Genomic DNA, 16,983 nt, shown 5'->3' on the forward strand with positions numbered 1-16,983 from the left:
CCGACGCTGAGCCGTCACCCGCCGTCGGATTCGTGTCGCCCGCTAGCACTTCTCAAGCAGTTCTCCGCGGGTTTCTTTATCACCCGTTCGCACGACACAGGTAGCTAATGCTAGAGATACCGGGCTGGATACCGTTCCAGCGGCTCGCCGCGCTCCTCGCGCTCCTCGCGGCCGCCGCCGCGCTCGCCGTCGTCGACAGGCCGACTCGCCTCTCGGTGGCTCTCCGGCGGCGCTTCCTGTTCGGCCTCCCGCTCGGAACGCTCGTCAGCGTCGGCGGCGTCCTCCTCGTCTATCTCGTCGTGCAGGACGGCTGGTCGTCGTGGTACCGGCCCGTCGTCATCCCGTTCCGGGCGTGGTCGTACTTCTACCCGACCGGGATGCTGACCGCCGCGTTCGCCCACTCCAGCGCCGGCCACCTCGTCGGCAACCTCGTCGGCACGCTCACGCTCGCGCCGGTCGCGGAGTACGCGTGGGGACACTACCCGACGCGCCGCGGGTCCACCTCGTTCGGGTCGGCCCGCGAGAACCCCTACGTCCGGTCGCTCGTCGTCTTCCCCGCGGCCGTCGCCGGCGTGGGGCTTCTGACCTCCGTCTTCGCACTCGGCCCGGTCGTCGGCTTCTCCGGCGTCGTGTTCGCGTTCGCCGGCTTCGCGCTCGTCTTCCGGCCGCTGTCGACCATCTTGGCGTTCGTCTCCGGGCGCGTCGTCAGCCTGTTTTACAACGCGATGCTGTCGCCCGAAGTCGTCTCGTCGGCCCGCCCCATCTTCTCGACGCCGTGGTGGTCCCAAATCGCCATTCAGGGCCACGCCATCGGCTTCCTGTTCGGCGTCCTCCTCGGCGTGTGGCTCAGCCACCGCCGCGAGGGGTCGAACCCGCCCGCCCTCCGGAGCTTCGCCGGCGTCCTCCTGTTTTCCGTGAGCGAGTCGCTGTGGGCGGTGTACTGGTACCGCGGCGGCGAGACCTACGTGCTGTTTCGCGCCGTCGGCTTCGCGCTCGTCGTCGCGCTCGCGACCATCGTCGCGCTGACCGTCGCGGCCTCCGACAAGCCGCTCCGCGAGTACGCGCCCGACAACTCGGTATTTTCGGCCCGCCGCTGGCAGGCCGGCCTCGCCGTTCTCCTCGTCGTCGTCGCGGCCCTGTCGGGACCGGCGATGCTGTACAACACGTTCACCGCGAGCGGCGACGATCTGCCGGGCGAGAGCGTCTCGGTCAGGGACTACGACGTGACCTACGCCGAGGACGTGCCGAACGGGCTGACCGCCGTCTTCGACATCGAACTGTTCGGCGAGTCGACGACGACCAACACCTCCGGGGTCATCGTCAGAAGCGAGCGGCGCGGTATCTGGACGACGGCCGTCTCCACGAGTCGGCTGGCGTTCGACGGGGAGTCGGCGGTCAGGCTCGGCGGCCTCGGCTGGCGCGACCAGGTAACGGCGGTCCGCGACGGCTACGTCGTCTCGGGCGCGGGAACCGCCTACCGGGTGTTCCTCGTCGCCGACGGCGAGGCGCGACTGGCCTACGAGACCGGGCCGGTCCGAGCCGAACCGGTCGTCGCCCGGCGGAACATCTCGGTCGTGCCGACGGCGGCGGGCTACGACATACAGGTGTCGTCGGACAGCGGGACCGTCAGGGGACCGATGCCGACGAAGAATGCGAGCACGACGCTCGACGGCATTCGATTCGTCCGCGAGAAGTCGTTCGTCTTCGCCGAGTCGCGGGGGACGAAAGTCCGCATCGCGCGACAAGAGACGTACAATTAGGCTGGGTCGGGGGTCGACGCGCGCGCTGACGACGGCGCGGTCACGGCCGCCTCACCACTCGATGCGGAACACTTCGGCGTCGAGCTGTCGGCGGTCCTCGTCGTGGAAGTCGAACTGGCGGTCGAGGTCGAACGTCGCCCGGAAGGCGTCGGTGAGGTCGCCGCCCGCGTCGGCGACGAACGACTCGACGAACTCCTTGCTCCCCTCGTTGTGGACCGAGTAGGACACGTCGGCGACCGACGCGACCGATTCGAGGAACGCGCGGTCGGCGTGTTCGTTGCCCCGCTGCGCGCCGAACGGCGGGTTCATGAGCACCGTGACCTGCCGGTCGTCGGGGAGACAAAGCGGCAGGCGGGTCGCGTCGGCGCGAATCCAGTCGATGGGGGCGCTCGCGCCGACGCGGCGAGCGTTATCGGTCGCGGTGTCGAGCGCCGCGTCGTCGAGTTCGACGCCGACGACGCGGGCGGGCGAGCGGAGCGCCGCGCCGAGTCCGAGCATGCCGGTTCCGGAGCCCAAATCGAGGACCGTCGCGCCCTCGATGTCGCCGCGGAGGTCCGCGAGGTGGACGAGGTGCGCGGCGAGGTCCGGCGGCGTCGGGTACTGTTCGAGCGAGACCTTCGGGTTCTCGAAGCCGGCGACCACCGCCAACTGCGCCTCCAGCGCGGCCTTGGTTGCCATCAGCCGTCGATGGAACCTCGAAGCTCAAAAGCGACACCCTCGCGCCGGGCGCGCTCGCCGAGCGCCGCGAGCGCGGACTCGGCGTCGTCGGGGCGACAGCACTCCGCGACGTCAACGGCGACGCGCCCGACGCCGAGGAACGCGGCGGCGCGGACGTACTCGCGGAGGCGGTCGGACTCCGACTGCACCGCGAGGGGGTCGTCCTCGCAGAAGCGGGCTTCGACGGTGAGTTCGGCGGGGAGGTACCCCTCCTCGGCGAGTTCGGTCTTCAGGTCGCGGAGGTGCGCGGGAGCGGTCGACTCCAGACCCGCGGCGTCGAGGACGACGGGGGTCAGGTCGGCGGGACGGCCGGCGACGAGTCCGGCTTCGACGGACGAGGATTCGAGCGTGCTCATGTTGCACACACATTTCCTTTGGTTATGTATATATCTTTGTAAATACCTAGTAGTAATTTCTGTGCGTGAAATCCGCTGATGGCACGGGGGTTCGCCGCGCAGATATGACAGCCTAGAGAGTAATGTCCGTTGGTACCGTACTGCTCGTGGGGGCACACGCTCCACCCCCATTCTCCCTGACCCCGCGGGGCGGTTCCGCCCGGAGCCGGCGACTCTACTCGTACGTGTACGCGAGCACTTCGGTTCCGGCGGCGTCCCGAATCGTGACCGTGTCGCCGCCGTTGTTCCACACCGCGCCGCCGCGACCCCAGTAGACGTCTTCATCGGTGTCGGTTCCCGAGCCCGTGTGGAGCGTCAGCGACGCGCCGGGGTCGAGTGCGGTCCCCTCGGCGAACGTGTAGGTCGCGCCCGCCGCGTCGGAGACGGTCCACCCCGAGAGGTCGACGGGGTCGTCGCCGTCGTTCCGGAGCGTGACGTACTCCTCGTTCAGGTTGTCGTTGTCGTTGCCGGGCGCGTCGGCGACGACCGAGACGGAGAGGCCGTCGTCGGTGGTCGCGTCCGCACCGCCCGCGGCCGCGCCCTCGGTCGCGCAGGACCAGAGGCCGACCCCGCGCTCTCTGGCGTCGCGCTCGGCGCGCTCGTAGCGCTCGCGTTCCTCGAACGAACTCTCGTAGAACCGGGCGTGGCCCTCGGCGATGAGGTCGTAGTTGAACTCCGCGCCGTCGACGACGACGTACGCGAGGAGCCGGCCGTAGTAGCCGCGCTCGCCCGCCTTCTCGTCGTACCGGAGTTCGACGGTCCGGTCGGCGAGCCGGGACTTCGCGTAGGCGCTCGCGTCCTCGCCGGCCGCGCGGAGGCAGGTCCGCCCGGCCTCGGTCTCGGGGACGCCCTCGAACTCGTCGGGCGTGTTCTCGGCGTGGACCTCCGGCGTGTCGACGCCGAGGAGCCGAACCGTCTCGCGCGCGCCGTCCGGCATGACGACCTTGATGGTGTCGCCGTCGACCACCTCGACCACCTCGACTGTCACGTCGCCTTCGGCGGCCGCGGTCGTCGGCGACCCCGACTGCGCCGTCGGCGATGCCGTCTCTGTCGCGGTCGATTCGACCGTCGCCGCCGCCCCCGCGCCGCCTCCACCGAGACAGCCCGCGAGGACCGCGAGAACGACGACAACGAGTGTCGCGGTAGCACGTCTGACCATTCGATTCACCGTTAGTCAGGGAACTGTATAAGTAGCTGCGTCCGAATCCCCCGAATCCGAGCTCGTCGAATCGCCAGACAGCGGCCTTTATCATATTTCTGTTACAAAGGTTTAAATTCACGCTCCACCAGAAACCTTTTAATGGAACGTCCGAGCCGGCAGCGTCAGCGAGAGGAGGAGGCAACGGCACAAGAGGACGAGCAAGTCAACTGTCCGGAGTGTGGCTCTGACCAGATCGTCACGGACGCAGACCAGGGGGAGCTGGTGTGTGACGACTGCGGACTCGTCCTCGACGAGCGACAGATCGACCGCGGCCCGGAGTGGCGGGCGTTCAACCACTCCGAGCGGCAGTCGAAGTCGCGCGTCGGTGCGCCTATCACGGAGACGATGCACGACCGGGGGCTGACGACGACCATCGACTGGAAGGACAAGGACGCCTACGGTCGCTCGCTTTCGTCCGAGAAACGCTCGCAGATGCACCGCCTGCGCAAGTGGCAAGAGCGCATCCGGACCAAGGACGCCGGCGAGCGCAACCTCCAGTTCGCCCTCAGCGAAATCGACCGCATGGCCTCGGCGCTCGGCGTCCCGCGGTCGGTCCGCGAGGTCGCTTCGGTCATCTACCGCCGCGCGCTCAACGAGGACCTGATTCGCGGGCGCTCCATCGAGGGCGTCGCCACCTCGGCGCTCTACGCCGCCTGCCGTCAGGAAGGTATCCCGCGCTCGCTCGACGAGGTCGCGGAAGTGTCGCGCGTCCCGCAGAAAGAAATCGGTCGCACGTATCGCTACATCTCGCAGGAACTCGGCCTCGAACTCAAGCCCGTCGACCCCAAGCAGTTCGTCCCGCGGTTCGCCTCCGCGCTCGACCTCTCCGAGGAGGTACAGGCGAAGGCGACCGAGATCATCGACGTATCCGCCGAGCAGGGCCTGCTGTCGGGCAAGTCGCCGACCGGCTTCGCCGCCGCCGCAATCTACGCCGCCTCGCTTCTCTGCAACGAGAAGAAGACCCAGCGCGAAGTCGCCGACGTCGCGCAGGTGACGGAAGTCACCATCCGGAACCGCTACCAAGAACAGATCGAAGCGATGGGCTTCCGCTGAGCGTCGGCCCGCCGCCCCGGCTCACCATCACCGACTGACGACGTCGACGACACTCAGTTTTTCACGAACACCACGACCGGCCGTCCCCAGAGGCCGGTGTCGTACTGGTGTGCGACGTAGCCGTCGAGGAGCGGCGCGACCGTCCCGCGCTCGTCGGCGGGCGCGATGACCACCGGCGGAATCGACGACCGGGCTTCGAGCGCCTCGGGCGTCGCCGCCGACGTCGAGTCGGCGCCGATTCGCTCGACGTACCACGCCATCGGGAGCTGTTCGCCCCACGAGTCGGGGACCGGCGGATAGTCGGCCGCGCCGTCGGCGACGTACATCGAACTCCCGTAGTAGAGCACGTCAGGCCCCTCGTCGTCGGTCGGGCCGACCCACGCCGAAAGGTTGTCACGGAACGACGAGAACTCGCTGGACGGCTGTGCGAAGTGCGCGAGTTCGGTGTCGCGGTCGCTCGGGCCGTACACCTCGGTCGTCGCCACCGCGCCGGTCTGGGCGACGAGCGCGAGTAGGACGATGACCGCGGCCGCGACGCGGGGCACGTCCCGCGAGTCGAACGCGCTGCGACCCCAGCGGACGAGCGCCGCGAGGCCGATACCCGCCGGGAGCGCGAGCGGGACGACGACGTAGACGCCGAGCCACGGCGCGGACACCTCGGTCAGCATGGGGACGAACACCAGCGACGCGCCGGCCCAGTAGACCGCCGCCGACACCTCCGACCGCGGCCCGCCGGCCGTGTAGCGGTCGACGAGGAAGACCGCCGCACCGAGGAGGACGACCGGGAGCGCCGCGAGCGCGAGCGCGCCGAGGAGGTCGCCGAAGTACGGGAGATACTCGTGGGTCCCCTCCGGGTAGCGGTCGACGACGCGGACGCCGACGAAGCGGCGAACCGAGTCGAACAGCGCCGCGTCGATTGCGCCGAGAATCGTCCCCGGCGCGTAGAGGCCCGCGCCGTCGGTGTCGCCCGCGCGCGGGGCGAACGCGAAGACGTGGAGCGCGACGAAGACGAGGAGCGCGCGGGCCGCGGGGGTCGCCGCGCCGCGGAGTCGGGCGGCGTACTCGCCGAGGCGCATCGCGGCCGGGCGCGCCGACGAGAGGAGCGCCGCGTGGTCGAACACCAAGAGCCCGGCGACGGCGAGACAGCCGAGCGCGACGAGACCGAGCCCCGACGAGGCGACGGCGAGCGCGACGGCCGCGGCGAGTCCGTAGGCGTTTCGCCGCCCCGCGCCGTCGACGAGACGGACCGCGAAGCCGAAGGCGACGAGCGCGAAGCCGACCGCGAGCACGTCGCCGCGGGCGAACCGGCCGTAGTAGACGAGAATCGGGTTCGCCGCGAGGACGGCCGCGAACCCGAGTGTCTCGTCGTCGGCGAGGCGGCCGCGGAAGAGGAGCGCGGCGAGCGGGAGGGCCGCGCCGAAGAGCGCAAAGGGGAGGCGGAGCGCGAAGTCGGTCGCGCCGAACAGCGCGAGCGACGGCCGCGAGAGGTGGTAGACGAGCGGCCCGCCGGCGACGGGGCGGTACGAGAAGAAGCCGGTTTCGAGCGACCGGAGGCTCCAGTAGCCGACGCGGGCCTCGTCCCAGTGGAGCGGCCGGTCGCCGAGTCCGACGAGGCGGACGACGAGCGCCGCGGCGGCGAGCGCGACGACGGCGAGCGTCGTTCGGTCGGGTCGCCGCCCGACGCGGGAGGGAATCATGGGATGACGTGGCGCGCCGGACGGCAGAAAGGTTACGACTTGGAAGGCCGGCGGCCCGCCCCTTCGAAAGCGTCATCCCCGCCGACCGGTAGCACTCGGATATGTCGCTCATCGAGTCGCTACCCGCTCGCCCCCTCGAACCGCAGGAGCTGACGTCTTTGAACCGCGCCGACGCGTTCGAACTCGTCGTCGCCGTCGAGGACGACAGCCCCGCCCGAAGCCTGCTTTTCGCCACCGAGGCGTGGGTCAAGGCCGCCGCCTACGAGGACGACGCCGGCTGGTCGGTCGTCGAGACGGTCGAACTCGACGAGGAGACCGAGCGAATCGACGGACTGCAGGCGTGCGAGGAGGCCATTCTGTCGTTCCGAGACGACGGGAACGAGGAGTAGTATTAACCGCGTTCCGAACTAAGTATAATTTGTCATGTACCGCGAAATCCTCGTCCCGACCGACGGAAGCAGGGCCGCCGAACGCGCCATCGACCATGCGCTCGACCTCGCGAAGACCTACGACGCGCGGATTCACGCGCTGTACGTCGTCGACACCAGCATCTACACCTCGCTCGACGCCGGCGCGGACGTGGTCATCGACGCCCTCGAACGGGAGGGCGACGCCGCGACCCGACACGTCCGCGAGGCCGGTGAGGAGGCCGGTATCGACGTGCAGGCCGAGGTCGTCACCGGGACCGCCTACCGCTCCATCCGGGAGTACATCGACGACCACGACATCGACCTCGTCGTCATGGGTACCCACGGGCGCACGGGGCTGAGTCACTACCTCCTCGGGAGCGTCACCGAACGCGTCGTCCGCACTTCGCCGGTCCCGGTGCTCACCATCCGGTTGGACGACGAAGACGAGGATGACGCCGCGGACGAAGAGACGGACGCCGAGGCCGAGGCCGAGGAGTAACTCGACCACGTCGGAGTCCGAACTCGGGCGCGGGCACGGGTCGCACGTTCCCGCCTTGCTCGGCAGCCTGCTTCGACCGCGCGGTCGGCGACGAGGTCGCCGCGACTTTGATAAACAGTTTTGGTGCGGTCGCTCATACGCCGCGGTATGACCGAGTACACCGTCGAGTTCGTCGGCACGGGCGAAACCATCACCGTCTCCGACAAGCAGACCATCCTCAAGGCCTGCATCGAGGAAGGAATCGCACAGGAGTACTCCTGCCGCGTCGGGATGTGCCTCGCCTGCTCCGCCGAGATTCTCGAAGGCGACGTCACCCAGCCCGCCGCCCGCGGGCTGACCGACGAGGAGGCAGAGCGGTTCGCCCTCACCTGCATGGCCCGCCCGCAGAGCGACCTCAAACTCGACCGCGGCGTCTACCCGCCGAGCATCGAAGGCGACGCCGCGACCGCCGGCACCGCCGCGGACGACGACTGACGACGGGTACTCTCCGGGGCCGGCGCGCCGGCCCGCGTTTCTCCGTTTCGAACCGAGTCGCCGAGCTGACGCGTCGGACCGACGCACTCGCTCGGCCCGCGGACCGCGCCTCACGCCTCGCTCGTCGCCGCGCAGTTGTTCGGCCCCAACTCGACTTCGAACGCCTCCTCGTCCGACAGCGAGTCCCGACCGAGGTTCGTCTCGATGATTCGCTCGTAGTTTGCCGGCCGCGGCGGCATGTCCGAACAGACGAACGAGACGAACGTCGCCTCGTCCATCGAGAGCGCCCCGAGTCGGTCCCGGAGCGTCCCGATTTCCGCGACGTACGCGCCGTTTTCGTCCGGGACCGTCCGCGGGCCGTAGTGGGCGGGCGCGACCAGCGTGTCGTCCGCGAACTCGCCGTACCGCTCCGTGAGCGTCGCGTGGAGCCGCCTCGCGGCGGCGGGCGCGCCCTCGTCGCCGTCTTCGAGGTCCGGGCGCGCGACGCTCTCTAGGAGGAGGCTGTCGCCCGCAAAGAGCAGGTCGCCGAGTCGGAACGCCGTCATCTCGGTCGTGTGTCCCGGCGCGTGGACCGCGACGAGTTCCGCGTCACCGACGCTGATGGTCTCGCCGTCCGCGACGAGTCGCGCGTCGAAGTCGAGGCCGCGGTCTGTCGCGCCCGCCGGGAGGACGACGGTCGCTCCGGTGCGCTCGGCGACGGCGCTGACGCCGCTGACGTGGTCGGCGTGGACGTGGGTGTCGACGGCGGCGACGACCTCAGCGCCGCACTCGCGTGCGTCTTCGACGTACCGCCCTGCGAACGCCCGAAGCGGGTCGATGACGACGGCCTCGTCGCCGGCGACGACGAGATAGGCGAGACAGCCGCTGGAGGGGCGGTCGTACTGGAGAACCGTCGCGTCCGCGGTTCCGACGGGGAGTTCGCGGGCGCGGTAGACGCGCGCCCAGCCGTCCATTCCCGTTTCGAGATTCTCCGCGGGGACGCCGGCCTCGGAGAGCACGTCGGCGACGTGCGCGCTCGACCGGCCCTCCGCGCAGACGACGACCACGGGCGAGGGAGCGTCCTCGAACGCCGCCGCGAGCTCGGAGACCGTCCCGCGAATCTCGGCCTGCGTGAAGCGAATCGCCGGAATCTGCGTCGCGGTCACGGCCGCGCCGTCGACGCGCCACGCCTCGAACTCGTCGCGGTCGCGCACGTCGAGAATCGCCGTCGGGTCGCCGCGGGCGAGTCGGGTCGCGAGTTCCTCGGGAGTCATACGCACACGGTACGCGCGCCGGCCGCAAGAACGCTACGCGGACCGAAGAGAGAACAGTGACGCGCTACTCCGACGTTCCGCCGTCGTTGCTCAGGCGTCTCGATGGCGGTTCGTCGAAGCCGGATTCGTCGCGGACGCCGGCCGGCGGGCCGTCGACACCACCGGTTGTCGGAGTGTCGGAGTTCGGTTCGAGGGGCGTTCCCGCCCCGCCAGCGCCGCCCGTTTCGCCGCCGCCGAGTCGCGCGGCCGCGTCGCGAATCGAGAGCACCTGTTCGGTCTGCGAGCGGTTGGCGTCGGCGATTTCGCCGATTTGGTCCGACACCGCGGTCGCGCGCTCCGTCGCGTCGTCGACCATGCCGGCGATTTGCTCGGCGCTCTCGGCCTGGTCGTCGGTCGCCGAGGCGACCTCGCCGACGCCGACGGTCGCCTGCTCGACCGCCGCCGAGATGTCCGAGAGACTGCGCATCACGTCCTCGCCGCGGTCGATGCCGTCGTAGAGTCGGCCGGTCGTCTGCGAGAGGCTCTCGATGGTCTCCCGCGCCTCGGACTGGATGTTGCCCACCGTGCCCTCGACCTCGGCGGCCCGGGCCTGCGACTCCTCCGCGAGGTTCTTGACCTCGCTGGCGACGACGGCGAACCCCTCGCCCGCGTCGCCGGCGCGGGCGGCCTCGATGGAGGCGTTGAGTGCGAGCAGGTTCGTCTGCTCCGCGATGTCGTTGATGGCGTCGAGCACCTCGTCTATCTCCGCGATTTGGTCGTGGAGTTGCTGGACGTCCTCGGAGGCCGTCTCGGCGGCCTCGCTCACGTCGCGCATCACGTCGATGGCCTCGTCGGCCGCGTCCTCGCCCTCGGCGGCGCGCGTGGCGGCGTCGGCGCTGGTCCGCTCGACCTCCTCCGCGGTCGCCGCAATCTCCTCGACGGTCGCGCTCATGTCCGACACCTCGGCGGCGACCGTCGCCATGTCGTCGGCCTGCGCCCGCGCCGTGGTCTCGATATCGTCGGTTCGCTCCGTGACCTCCTCGGAGGTCCGCAGGAGCGACTCGACCGGCTCGCTCACGTCGGCTTCGACCTCGTTTGCGAGGGCGCGTCGGCGCTCGGCCGCCTCCCGCGCTGCCTGACTGTACGAGTGGATGTACGTCTCCATCGCCACCTGCTGGTCGAGAGACAGGAGCTTCAGCACGGGGAGGATGCGCGCGACGACCTCGTCGACGGCGTCTTCGACCCGGTCGTCGCCGCCGCGGAGCCCACCTGAGACGCCGGCCGCGCCGCCGAAGAGCCCGGAAAGCAGACCGCCACCGTCCTCAGCGTCGCCCGCACCGTCGCCGTCTGCGCCGAACTCGTCGCCGACCGTCCGCCCGCCGCCGGTGAACTCGGCTTTCACCTCGTCCGCGACGGCACCGAGAATGCCCTCGTAGTAGACCGAGTACGCGCCGAGGTAGAACTTCGGCCCGAGGTCTATCATGTCGTGTAACTTCCCGATTCGCGCCCGCTTCGCGAAGTAGTCCTCGCCGTACTCCCCGCGGCCGAGTTCGCGGAGGTACGTCGCCTGGTCGGCCTGCAGCATCTCCGTGTTCTTCGTCGAGCGACCGAAGAACGTCGTCGCCGCCGCGTGCTCGCCGAGGTGGTCGTAGAACTCCGCGGCGAACTCGTCCGCGAACTCGTCGAAGAGCGGTTGGAGGTCGCTCAATCGTCGCTCGTCCGCCGCCGAGAGGCGGACGAACGACTTCCGGCGGTCGATTTCCACCGCATCGATGTCCAGTTCTGAGAGTAGCGCATCCCCGTCGACACGCGCTCGCGCGTTGGCGTCGACTGGTGCCGAGGAGTTCGTCATACCCGTTCCCAATAGGTTCCAGTATTTCAAGTCTCACCGCGGAGTATCACGAATGATACCGGTGCTGATTGCCGTGAGAGCCCCGCATTCGTGGACCGGTCCGAATGTTCAGGTGACTGGCGGACCGATGGGCGGTATGGACGCCGATTCGTTCCGCGAGTCAGTCGAGGCGGCGAAACGGACGCAACTCGACCGACTCGGCTCGTCGAAGCTCCTGTTGGCGCTGACCGATGCGGACCTCTCCGAACCGGCGGTGCTCCGCGCCGCCGCGTACTCCGAGCACGCGGCCCGCGGGACGTTCGAGGCGTGGGCCGACGACGAGCCCGACGACGACGCGAGAGCCGCCTTCGAGGCCACCGCGGCCCAAGAAGCCGAGCACCTCGACCGCGTCCTCGACGCGCTCGACGAGGAGGTCGATCTCCCGGAGGAACCGGGCGTAATGCACGCGTACCTCCGCGGGCGCGAAGACACGGTCGAGCGGGCCGCCGCCGGGATGGTCGGCCGCGGCCTCGTCTCGGTTCGGACCCACACGCAGGTCATCGGCTTCTTCGTCAACGAGGCCGACGAGCCCCGCGCCGACCTCTTCCGCGAGCTGAAAGCCGAGACCGAAGAGACGCTTGCGACCGGGCTGGACCTCCTCGCCGACCACTGTGAGACCGACGACGACTGGGAGCGCGCCCGGATGGTCGCCGAGTACGTTGTCCAGCTGGCGTACGACGACTACGCCGACGGCCTCGCCGAACTCGGCGTCGACCCGAAGCCGCTCTGCTGAGTCGGCTCGGCGCTTCGGACCCCGGACTGCACCACCTCGCCTCACCGACCCAACCTATTCGTGTCCCGGAGTGGTAGCCGGAGGTATGACTTCCGAGGTCCGCGGACGCGTCGAGGCGCTGTACACCGCGCCGTCGAAGGGCGAACCGATGGTCTCCCACGAGACCGTCGCGGTCGCCGAGGCCGGTATCGAGAGCGACCGCTACTTCGACGGCGACGGCTTCTACTCGGCGACCGACGGCTGTCAGGTGACGCTCGTCGACGCCGCGGTGCTGGACGACGCGAAGCGCGAGTACGACCTCGACCTCTCGGCCGGCGAGCACCGCCGGAACGTCGTCGTCCGCGGCGTCGACCTCGGCGCTCTGCTCGACGCGACGTTCGAACTCGGCGGGGCCGAACTCCGCGGAACGAAGCGCAGACCGCCCTGCGCGCACCTCGCGGACCTCGTCGGCGACGACGTAGGCGACGCCCTCCGCGAGTCCCGCGGCGGCATCTGCGCGGACGTGCTTTCGCCCGGCCGGGTCGCCGTCGGCGACGACCTCCGCGTGACCGAGGCGAACCCACGCGAACTGGGTCGGCAGATAGCCCAACGACTCGGCGGCGAGGCCGTCGCGGCCGACGAAGGCGGGACGAGTGCCGAGGAACCGCACGGGGACGGCCACGTATGACCGGCGACGACGATGCTGACGACGCGACCGCCGGAACCCCGGTCGAACGCGCGAAGGCTGCTCTCGCGGCGCTCAGCGCCGACGGCGACGCCTCCGATTCGACTTCGCCCCCGGAGCCGACCGAGCCTGCGAACCCAGTCGTCGCCGTCGCCCCCGGTCGCGTGAACCTCGTCGGCGGCCACACCGACTACAACGACGGCCTCTGCCTCCCGATGGCCGTCGACCGCCACGTCGCGGTCGCGGCCCGTCCACGAGACGACGACCGCCTCCGCGTCCGCGCCGCCGACTTCGACGAGACGGCCGAACTCGCCCCCGACGACGACCCCGATGGGTGGGCCGCCTACGTCGCCGCGGTCGCGCGCGTCCTCCGCGAGGACGGCCCCGTCGGCGGCGCGGACCTCGCCATCGCCTCCGACGTGCCCACGGGCGCGGGCCTCTCCTCGTCGGCCGCGCTCGAACTCGCAGTCGGCCGCGTGCTTCTCGCAGTCTCCGGGCGCGACCTCCCGACCGCCGACCTCGCGCTGGCGTGCTGGCGGGCCGAGCGCGAGGGCGTCGGCGTCGAGTGCGGCATCCTCGACCAGTTCTCCGCGGCGCTGTGCGAAGCCGACTCGGCGCTCTTTCTCGACTGCCGAACCCGCGAGTTCGAGTCGGTGCCGGTCGGCGACGACGTCGGCGTCCTCGTCATCGACACCGGCGTCTCCCACGAACTGACCGAGTCGGGCTACAACGACCGCGTCCGCGAGTGCGCGGCGGCGCTCGACCGCCTCCGGGAGTGCGCCGACCGCGACCTCGACTCCCTCCGGGACGTGGACCGCGACCTCCTCGACGCCCACGCCGACGCGCTGGAGCCGGTACACCGCCGCCGGGTTCGACACGTCGTGACGGAAAACGAGCGCGTCCGCCGCGCCCGCGACGCGCTCGCCGCCGGCGACCTCGACCGCGTCGGCGACGCGATGCTCGCGGCCCACGAGAGCCTGCGTGACGACTACGAAGTGAGCTGTCCGGAGCTCGACGCGGCGGTCGAACTCGCCGCCGAAACGCCGGGCGTCTACGGCGCGCGGATGACCGGCGGCGGCTTCGGCGGGAGCGCGGTCGCGCTGGTCGACGCCGACGCGCTCGACCGGGCGGCGCGCACGATTCGAGACGCGGTCCCCGAGCGCGTCGGCCCCGACGCCAACGTGTTCGCCTGTCGCCCCTCCGGTGGCGTTCGGCTGGTCGACGAGGAGTGAGGAGACGAGCCGACGGCTCCGCGTTGAGCCTCGGAAAAAATCGAACGCGGGTCCGCGAGTTCGACTTCGGTTACGCCTCGTCGAACGAGGCGAATCGGAGATTCGCCGGCTCGCCGAAGCTTACGCTTCGTCGAACATAACAGACGCTACGCGTCTGTTGGCTCGACGAGTCGTTTCACTCCTCGTCGAATCGCGTCGAGCGAAGCTCGACTGATTCGACTTCGGCTTACGCCTCGTCAAACAGCGTCTCGCCGTCGACCATGTGTTCTTCGACGGTGTCCATGTCCAGCGTCACGCCGAGGCCCGGCTTCTCCGGAATCTCGATGTAGCCGTCCTCGATGACCGTCTCCTCGACGAGGTCGCCCCACCAACCCAGCTCGTAGGAGTGGTACTCGACCGCCAGCGAGTTCGGAATCGCCGTGCCGACGTGCGCGGAGGCCATCGTCGCCACCGGCGACGAGACGTTGTGCATCGCGACCGGCACGTAGTACTGGTTCGCCACGTCCGCGATTTTCTGCGTCTCGCGCATCCCGCCGACCTTCGGCATGTCGGGCGCGACGATGTCCACGGCCTGCTTCTCGATGAGCCGACGAAGCTCCGTCACGCGGTAGCGGTTCTCGCCGACCGTGATGGGCGTGAGCGTGGACTTCGTGACCTCCTCCTGCACGTCGAGGTTCTCCGGCGGCACGGGGTCTTCGAGCCACCACACGTCGTAGTCTTCGAGCGCGGCGGCGAGGCGCTTGGCGCTGCCGCCCGAGAACGTCCAGTGGCAGTCGAACGCCACGTCGGCCTTGTCCTTGACGCGCTCTGTCACCTTCTCGACGATTTCGGCCTTGTGCCGAATCTCGCCGGGGCGCAGGTGGCGGTTCGCGCGGTCCTTCTCGAAGCCCGACGGCACGTCGAGGTCGAACTTCAGTGCGTCGTAGCCGAGTTCGTCGACCACGCGCTCCGCCTCGTCGGCGCACGCTTCGGGGTCGGCCTCCTCTTCGGTGTGGCAGTCGCAGTAGACGCGGACCTTGTCGCGGTATTTCCCGCCGAGAAGCTGGTACGCGGGGATGTCGAGAATCTTGCCCGCGAGGTCGTGGAGCGCGATTTCGATACCTGCGATGGCAGTGACCGTGACGCCCTCGACGGAGCCCTCACCGGACATCTTCTGGACGAGGTGCTCGTAGAGGCGGTCGATGTCGAGGGGGTTCTCGCCGATGACGAACGGCTTCATGCGCTCGATGAGTTCGGGTACGCCCGCGCCCCAGTAGGCCTCGCCGGTGCCGACGACGCCCGCGTCGGTGTAGATGCGGACGAGCGTCCACGGGAAGTTCCCGTCGACCATCGTCGTCTGCACGTCGGTGATTTCGACGTCGCGGCCGCCGCCGCGCTTGGCCGTCACGCCCATCGTCTCCGCCGACAGCTCTCGCATCGTGTACTCCGCGTTCGGATCGTGTAACTCCGCGTAGTTCTTACCCATGTGGAGAGGTTTACTCGTAGATTAGTAAAGTTTTCCGACCGAGACAGCCGTCGCTCGGTGACCCGCGGGGACGGAGTTAGACCGGCGCACGTCGGTCGAGCGTGTCGCGGAACGTCTCTCGGACGAGCGCGTCGAGGTCGGCGGGGAGTCCGAGTCGCCGGAGGTCGGTGTCGGGGTCAATCGCCGGATCGAGGTCGACGCCGCGGCGGCGGAGCGCGAGCAGTCGCCAGAGGTACGCGAGCCTGAGCAGGCGCATCGCGCCCGGCACGTCGGCGGCGCTCCGGACGCGGTAGGTCACCCACGCCGAGTCGGGGAGCACGTGGTGGGGGTCCGCGAGGCCGTCGGTGAGGAGCACGTCGCGGGCGCGTTTCGTGAGCGCGAGGTCGACGACGCCCGCGTCGTGGACGTGGCCGATCTCCCGGCCGGCGACGAGGAACTCCGTTCCCCCGAAGCGGTGCGGCGCGGTCTCGACGCCGGGCCACCGCGAGACCCGTGAGACGATTCTGTCGATGGAGGTAGTCATTCGGTGAATGTACGCGTTCCGAGGAGATAACTGCGAAGTCGGACCGGCGGGGAGTGTCGGCCCAGACACCGTCCGTCAAACACTCCGTAGTCGGGCGATAACCACAGGATTTCCAGACATTCAGTTCACAGAGAGAGTCAATCGAAAATAGACACTCAGACCAGCGCGGTATTCGCGGATTAACACGGGTTAGGAACGCGAATTTTCGCGTCCCGCGACGACTTCGCGTCGGGGCCTCGTCGCGGGGCGCGCTCTCAGACCGACGGAATCCCGAACTACTGCGGTGTCCGGGGTAGACGATTCGTAACGAAAGCCTCGGGACGCAAATAACGGGACGAACCATGTCTCTGACTGCCACCGATGTACCGACACAGGGTCCCGACTTCGACTCCCGGGAGGCCGCGCGATGAACCTCGGCCAACTCGGCGTCGGTGCCGTCGTCCTCGTCATCGTCGTGTTCGCCCTCCTCTCCGGCGGCGTGAATACGCCCGAGACGCCCGCTCCCGCCGACGACGCCGACAGAAGTATCGGCGCCGACGTGACCGACCCCGCCGACGACGCGCCGGACGAGGACATCGAAATCCAAAAAGAGCCCGTCGTCGGCGACGACTCGGGTGACGCCGACGATACCGACGGCGGCTCGTCCGCGGACGACTCCGAGAACGCGACCGGCGCGTTCGAGACGGTCGAAACCGACGCTGCCGACGACGACACCGACTCGACGACGAAGAAGTCCTCGAAGAAACGCAGCAGTTCGAGATCGAACGATAACAGCGACGACTCGAACGACGACTCGAGTGACGACAGTTCGAACGATGACAACACCGACGACAGTTCGTCCGACGACAGTTCGAACGATGACAACACCGACGACAGTTCGTCCGACGACAGTTCGAACGATGACAACACCGACGACAACTCGAACGACGACGGTTCGAACACCGACGACAGCGGCTCGTCTTCGGACGATTCGACCGACGACGACTCGGGTGACGACATCGGAATGTGCACGGTGTGAGCTGAGACACCGTGCGGCG

The 16,983-nt window shown here is 69.3% G+C and carries 17 protein-coding genes; 9 read left to right on the top strand and 8 right to left on the bottom strand.

Going from position 1 to position 16,983, the window contains the following annotated elements:
- Window positions 1-107 precede the first annotated feature (107 nt).
- Entirely contained in the window at window positions 108-1,760 is a 1,653-nt protein-coding gene (locus BN984_RS13875) for a rhomboid family intramembrane serine protease (protein WP_049968456.1), read from the top strand.
- A gap of 51 nt (window positions 1,761-1,811) precedes the next feature.
- Here the strand turns inward: BN984_RS13875 and BN984_RS13880 are convergent, their stop codons facing one another.
- The 3 genes from BN984_RS13880 to BN984_RS13890 all read right to left on the bottom strand — a co-directional run bounded on the left by BN984_RS13880 (window position 1,812) and on the right by BN984_RS13890 (window position 4,031).
- Entirely contained in the window at window positions 1,812-2,438 is a 627-nt protein-coding gene (locus BN984_RS13880; RefSeq protein ID WP_008093331.1) for an METTL5 family protein, read from the bottom strand.
- A complete protein-coding gene (locus tag BN984_RS13885; protein WP_008093333.1) occupies window positions 2,438-2,833 on the bottom strand; it encodes a hypothetical protein in 396 nt (131 codons plus the stop codon). Before BN984_RS13885 ends, BN984_RS13880 begins: the two co-directional genes overlap by 1 nt.
- Before the next feature lie 214 nt (window positions 2,834-3,047).
- On the bottom strand, window positions 3,048-4,031 hold the full coding sequence (locus tag BN984_RS13890) for a lamin tail domain-containing protein (protein ID WP_008093335.1): 984 nt from the start codon (window positions 4,029-4,031) through the stop codon (window positions 3,048-3,050).
- A gap of 141 nt (window positions 4,032-4,172) precedes the next feature.
- On the opposite strand from BN984_RS13890, the gene BN984_RS13895 reads away from it, so the two are divergent.
- On the top strand, window positions 4,173-5,126 hold the full coding sequence (locus BN984_RS13895; protein WP_004043457.1) for a transcription initiation factor IIB: 954 nt from the start codon (window positions 4,173-4,175) through the stop codon (window positions 5,124-5,126).
- Window positions 5,127-5,179: 53 nt separating this feature from the next.
- Here BN984_RS13895 and BN984_RS13900 read toward each other — a convergent pair whose 3' ends face one another.
- Entirely contained in the window at window positions 5,180-6,823 is a 1,644-nt protein-coding gene (locus tag BN984_RS13900) for a flippase activity-associated protein Agl23 (RefSeq protein ID WP_049968457.1), read from the bottom strand.
- Window positions 6,824-6,924: 101 nt separating this feature from the next.
- Here BN984_RS13900 and BN984_RS13905 point away from each other — a divergent pair, with 101 nt between their 5' ends.
- The 3 genes from BN984_RS13905 (at window position 6,925) to BN984_RS13915 (ending at window position 8,206) form a co-directional block, all read left to right on the top strand.
- Window positions 6,925-7,212 (top strand): hypothetical protein, encoded by a 288-nt coding sequence (locus BN984_RS13905; protein ID WP_008093341.1) that lies wholly within the window; start codon window positions 6,925-6,927, stop codon window positions 7,210-7,212.
- Between the two features lie 34 nt (window positions 7,213-7,246).
- A complete protein-coding gene (locus BN984_RS13910; RefSeq protein ID WP_008093343.1) occupies window positions 7,247-7,732 on the top strand; it encodes a universal stress protein in 486 nt (161 codons plus the stop codon).
- 147 nt (window positions 7,733-7,879) lie between these two features.
- On the top strand, window positions 7,880-8,206 hold the full coding sequence (locus BN984_RS13915; protein WP_049968458.1) for a 2Fe-2S iron-sulfur cluster-binding protein: 327 nt from the start codon (window positions 7,880-7,882) through the stop codon (window positions 8,204-8,206).
- 110 nt (window positions 8,207-8,316) lie between these two features.
- Here the strand turns inward: BN984_RS13915 and BN984_RS13920 are convergent, their stop codons facing one another.
- Both BN984_RS13920 and BN984_RS13925 read right to left on the bottom strand, forming a co-directional pair.
- The gene (locus BN984_RS13920) at window positions 8,317-9,459 is read right to left on the bottom strand and encodes an MBL fold metallo-hydrolase (protein WP_049968459.1); all 1,143 of its coding nucleotides are present in this window, start codon (window positions 9,457-9,459) and stop codon (window positions 8,317-8,319) included.
- Between the two features lie 64 nt (window positions 9,460-9,523).
- Window positions 9,524-11,290 (bottom strand): globin-coupled sensor protein, encoded by a 1,767-nt coding sequence (locus BN984_RS13925; protein WP_049968460.1) that lies wholly within the window; start codon window positions 11,288-11,290, stop codon window positions 9,524-9,526.
- Between the two features lie 136 nt (window positions 11,291-11,426).
- Between BN984_RS13925 and BN984_RS13930 the strand changes: the two genes are divergently transcribed.
- The 3 genes from BN984_RS13930 (at window position 11,427) to galK (ending at window position 13,958) form a co-directional block, all read left to right on the top strand.
- Complete coding sequence (locus BN984_RS13930; RefSeq protein ID WP_049968461.1) at window positions 11,427-12,062, top strand: hypothetical protein; 636 nt, start codon at window positions 11,427-11,429, stop codon at window positions 12,060-12,062.
- An 85-nt stretch (window positions 12,063-12,147) separates the two neighbouring features.
- Complete coding sequence (locus BN984_RS13935; RefSeq protein ID WP_049968462.1) at window positions 12,148-12,729, top strand: MOSC domain-containing protein; 582 nt, start codon at window positions 12,148-12,150, stop codon at window positions 12,727-12,729.
- Window positions 12,726-13,958 carry a galactokinase gene (gene galK / locus BN984_RS13940; RefSeq protein WP_049968463.1) on the top strand — a complete coding sequence of 411 codons (1,233 nt, stop codon included), beginning with the start codon at window positions 12,726-12,728 and terminating at the stop codon, window positions 13,956-13,958. The genes BN984_RS13935 and galK overlap by 4 nt, the downstream gene beginning before the upstream one ends.
- Before the next feature lie 226 nt (window positions 13,959-14,184).
- Here the strand turns inward: galK and BN984_RS13945 are convergent, their stop codons facing one another.
- Both BN984_RS13945 and BN984_RS13950 read right to left on the bottom strand, forming a co-directional pair.
- Window positions 14,185-15,423, bottom strand: a complete 1,239-nt coding sequence (locus BN984_RS13945; protein WP_004977018.1) for a mandelate racemase/muconate lactonizing enzyme family protein — start codon at window positions 15,421-15,423, stop codon at window positions 14,185-14,187.
- 76 nt (window positions 15,424-15,499) lie between these two features.
- A complete protein-coding gene (locus tag BN984_RS13950; protein WP_008093355.1) occupies window positions 15,500-15,946 on the bottom strand; it encodes a luciferase domain-containing protein in 447 nt (148 codons plus the stop codon).
- A 406-nt stretch (window positions 15,947-16,352) separates the two neighbouring features.
- Here BN984_RS13950 and BN984_RS13955 point away from each other — a divergent pair, with 406 nt between their 5' ends.
- On the top strand, window positions 16,353-16,964 hold the full coding sequence (locus BN984_RS13955; RefSeq protein WP_049968464.1) for a hypothetical protein: 612 nt from the start codon (window positions 16,353-16,355) through the stop codon (window positions 16,962-16,964).
- Window positions 16,965-16,983 lie beyond the last annotated feature (19 nt).

The sequence above is a fragment of the Haloferax prahovense genome, assembly GCF_000723845.1.
GTDB classification, from domain to species: Archaea; Halobacteriota; Halobacteria; order Halobacteriales; family Haloferacaceae; genus Haloferax; species Haloferax prahovense.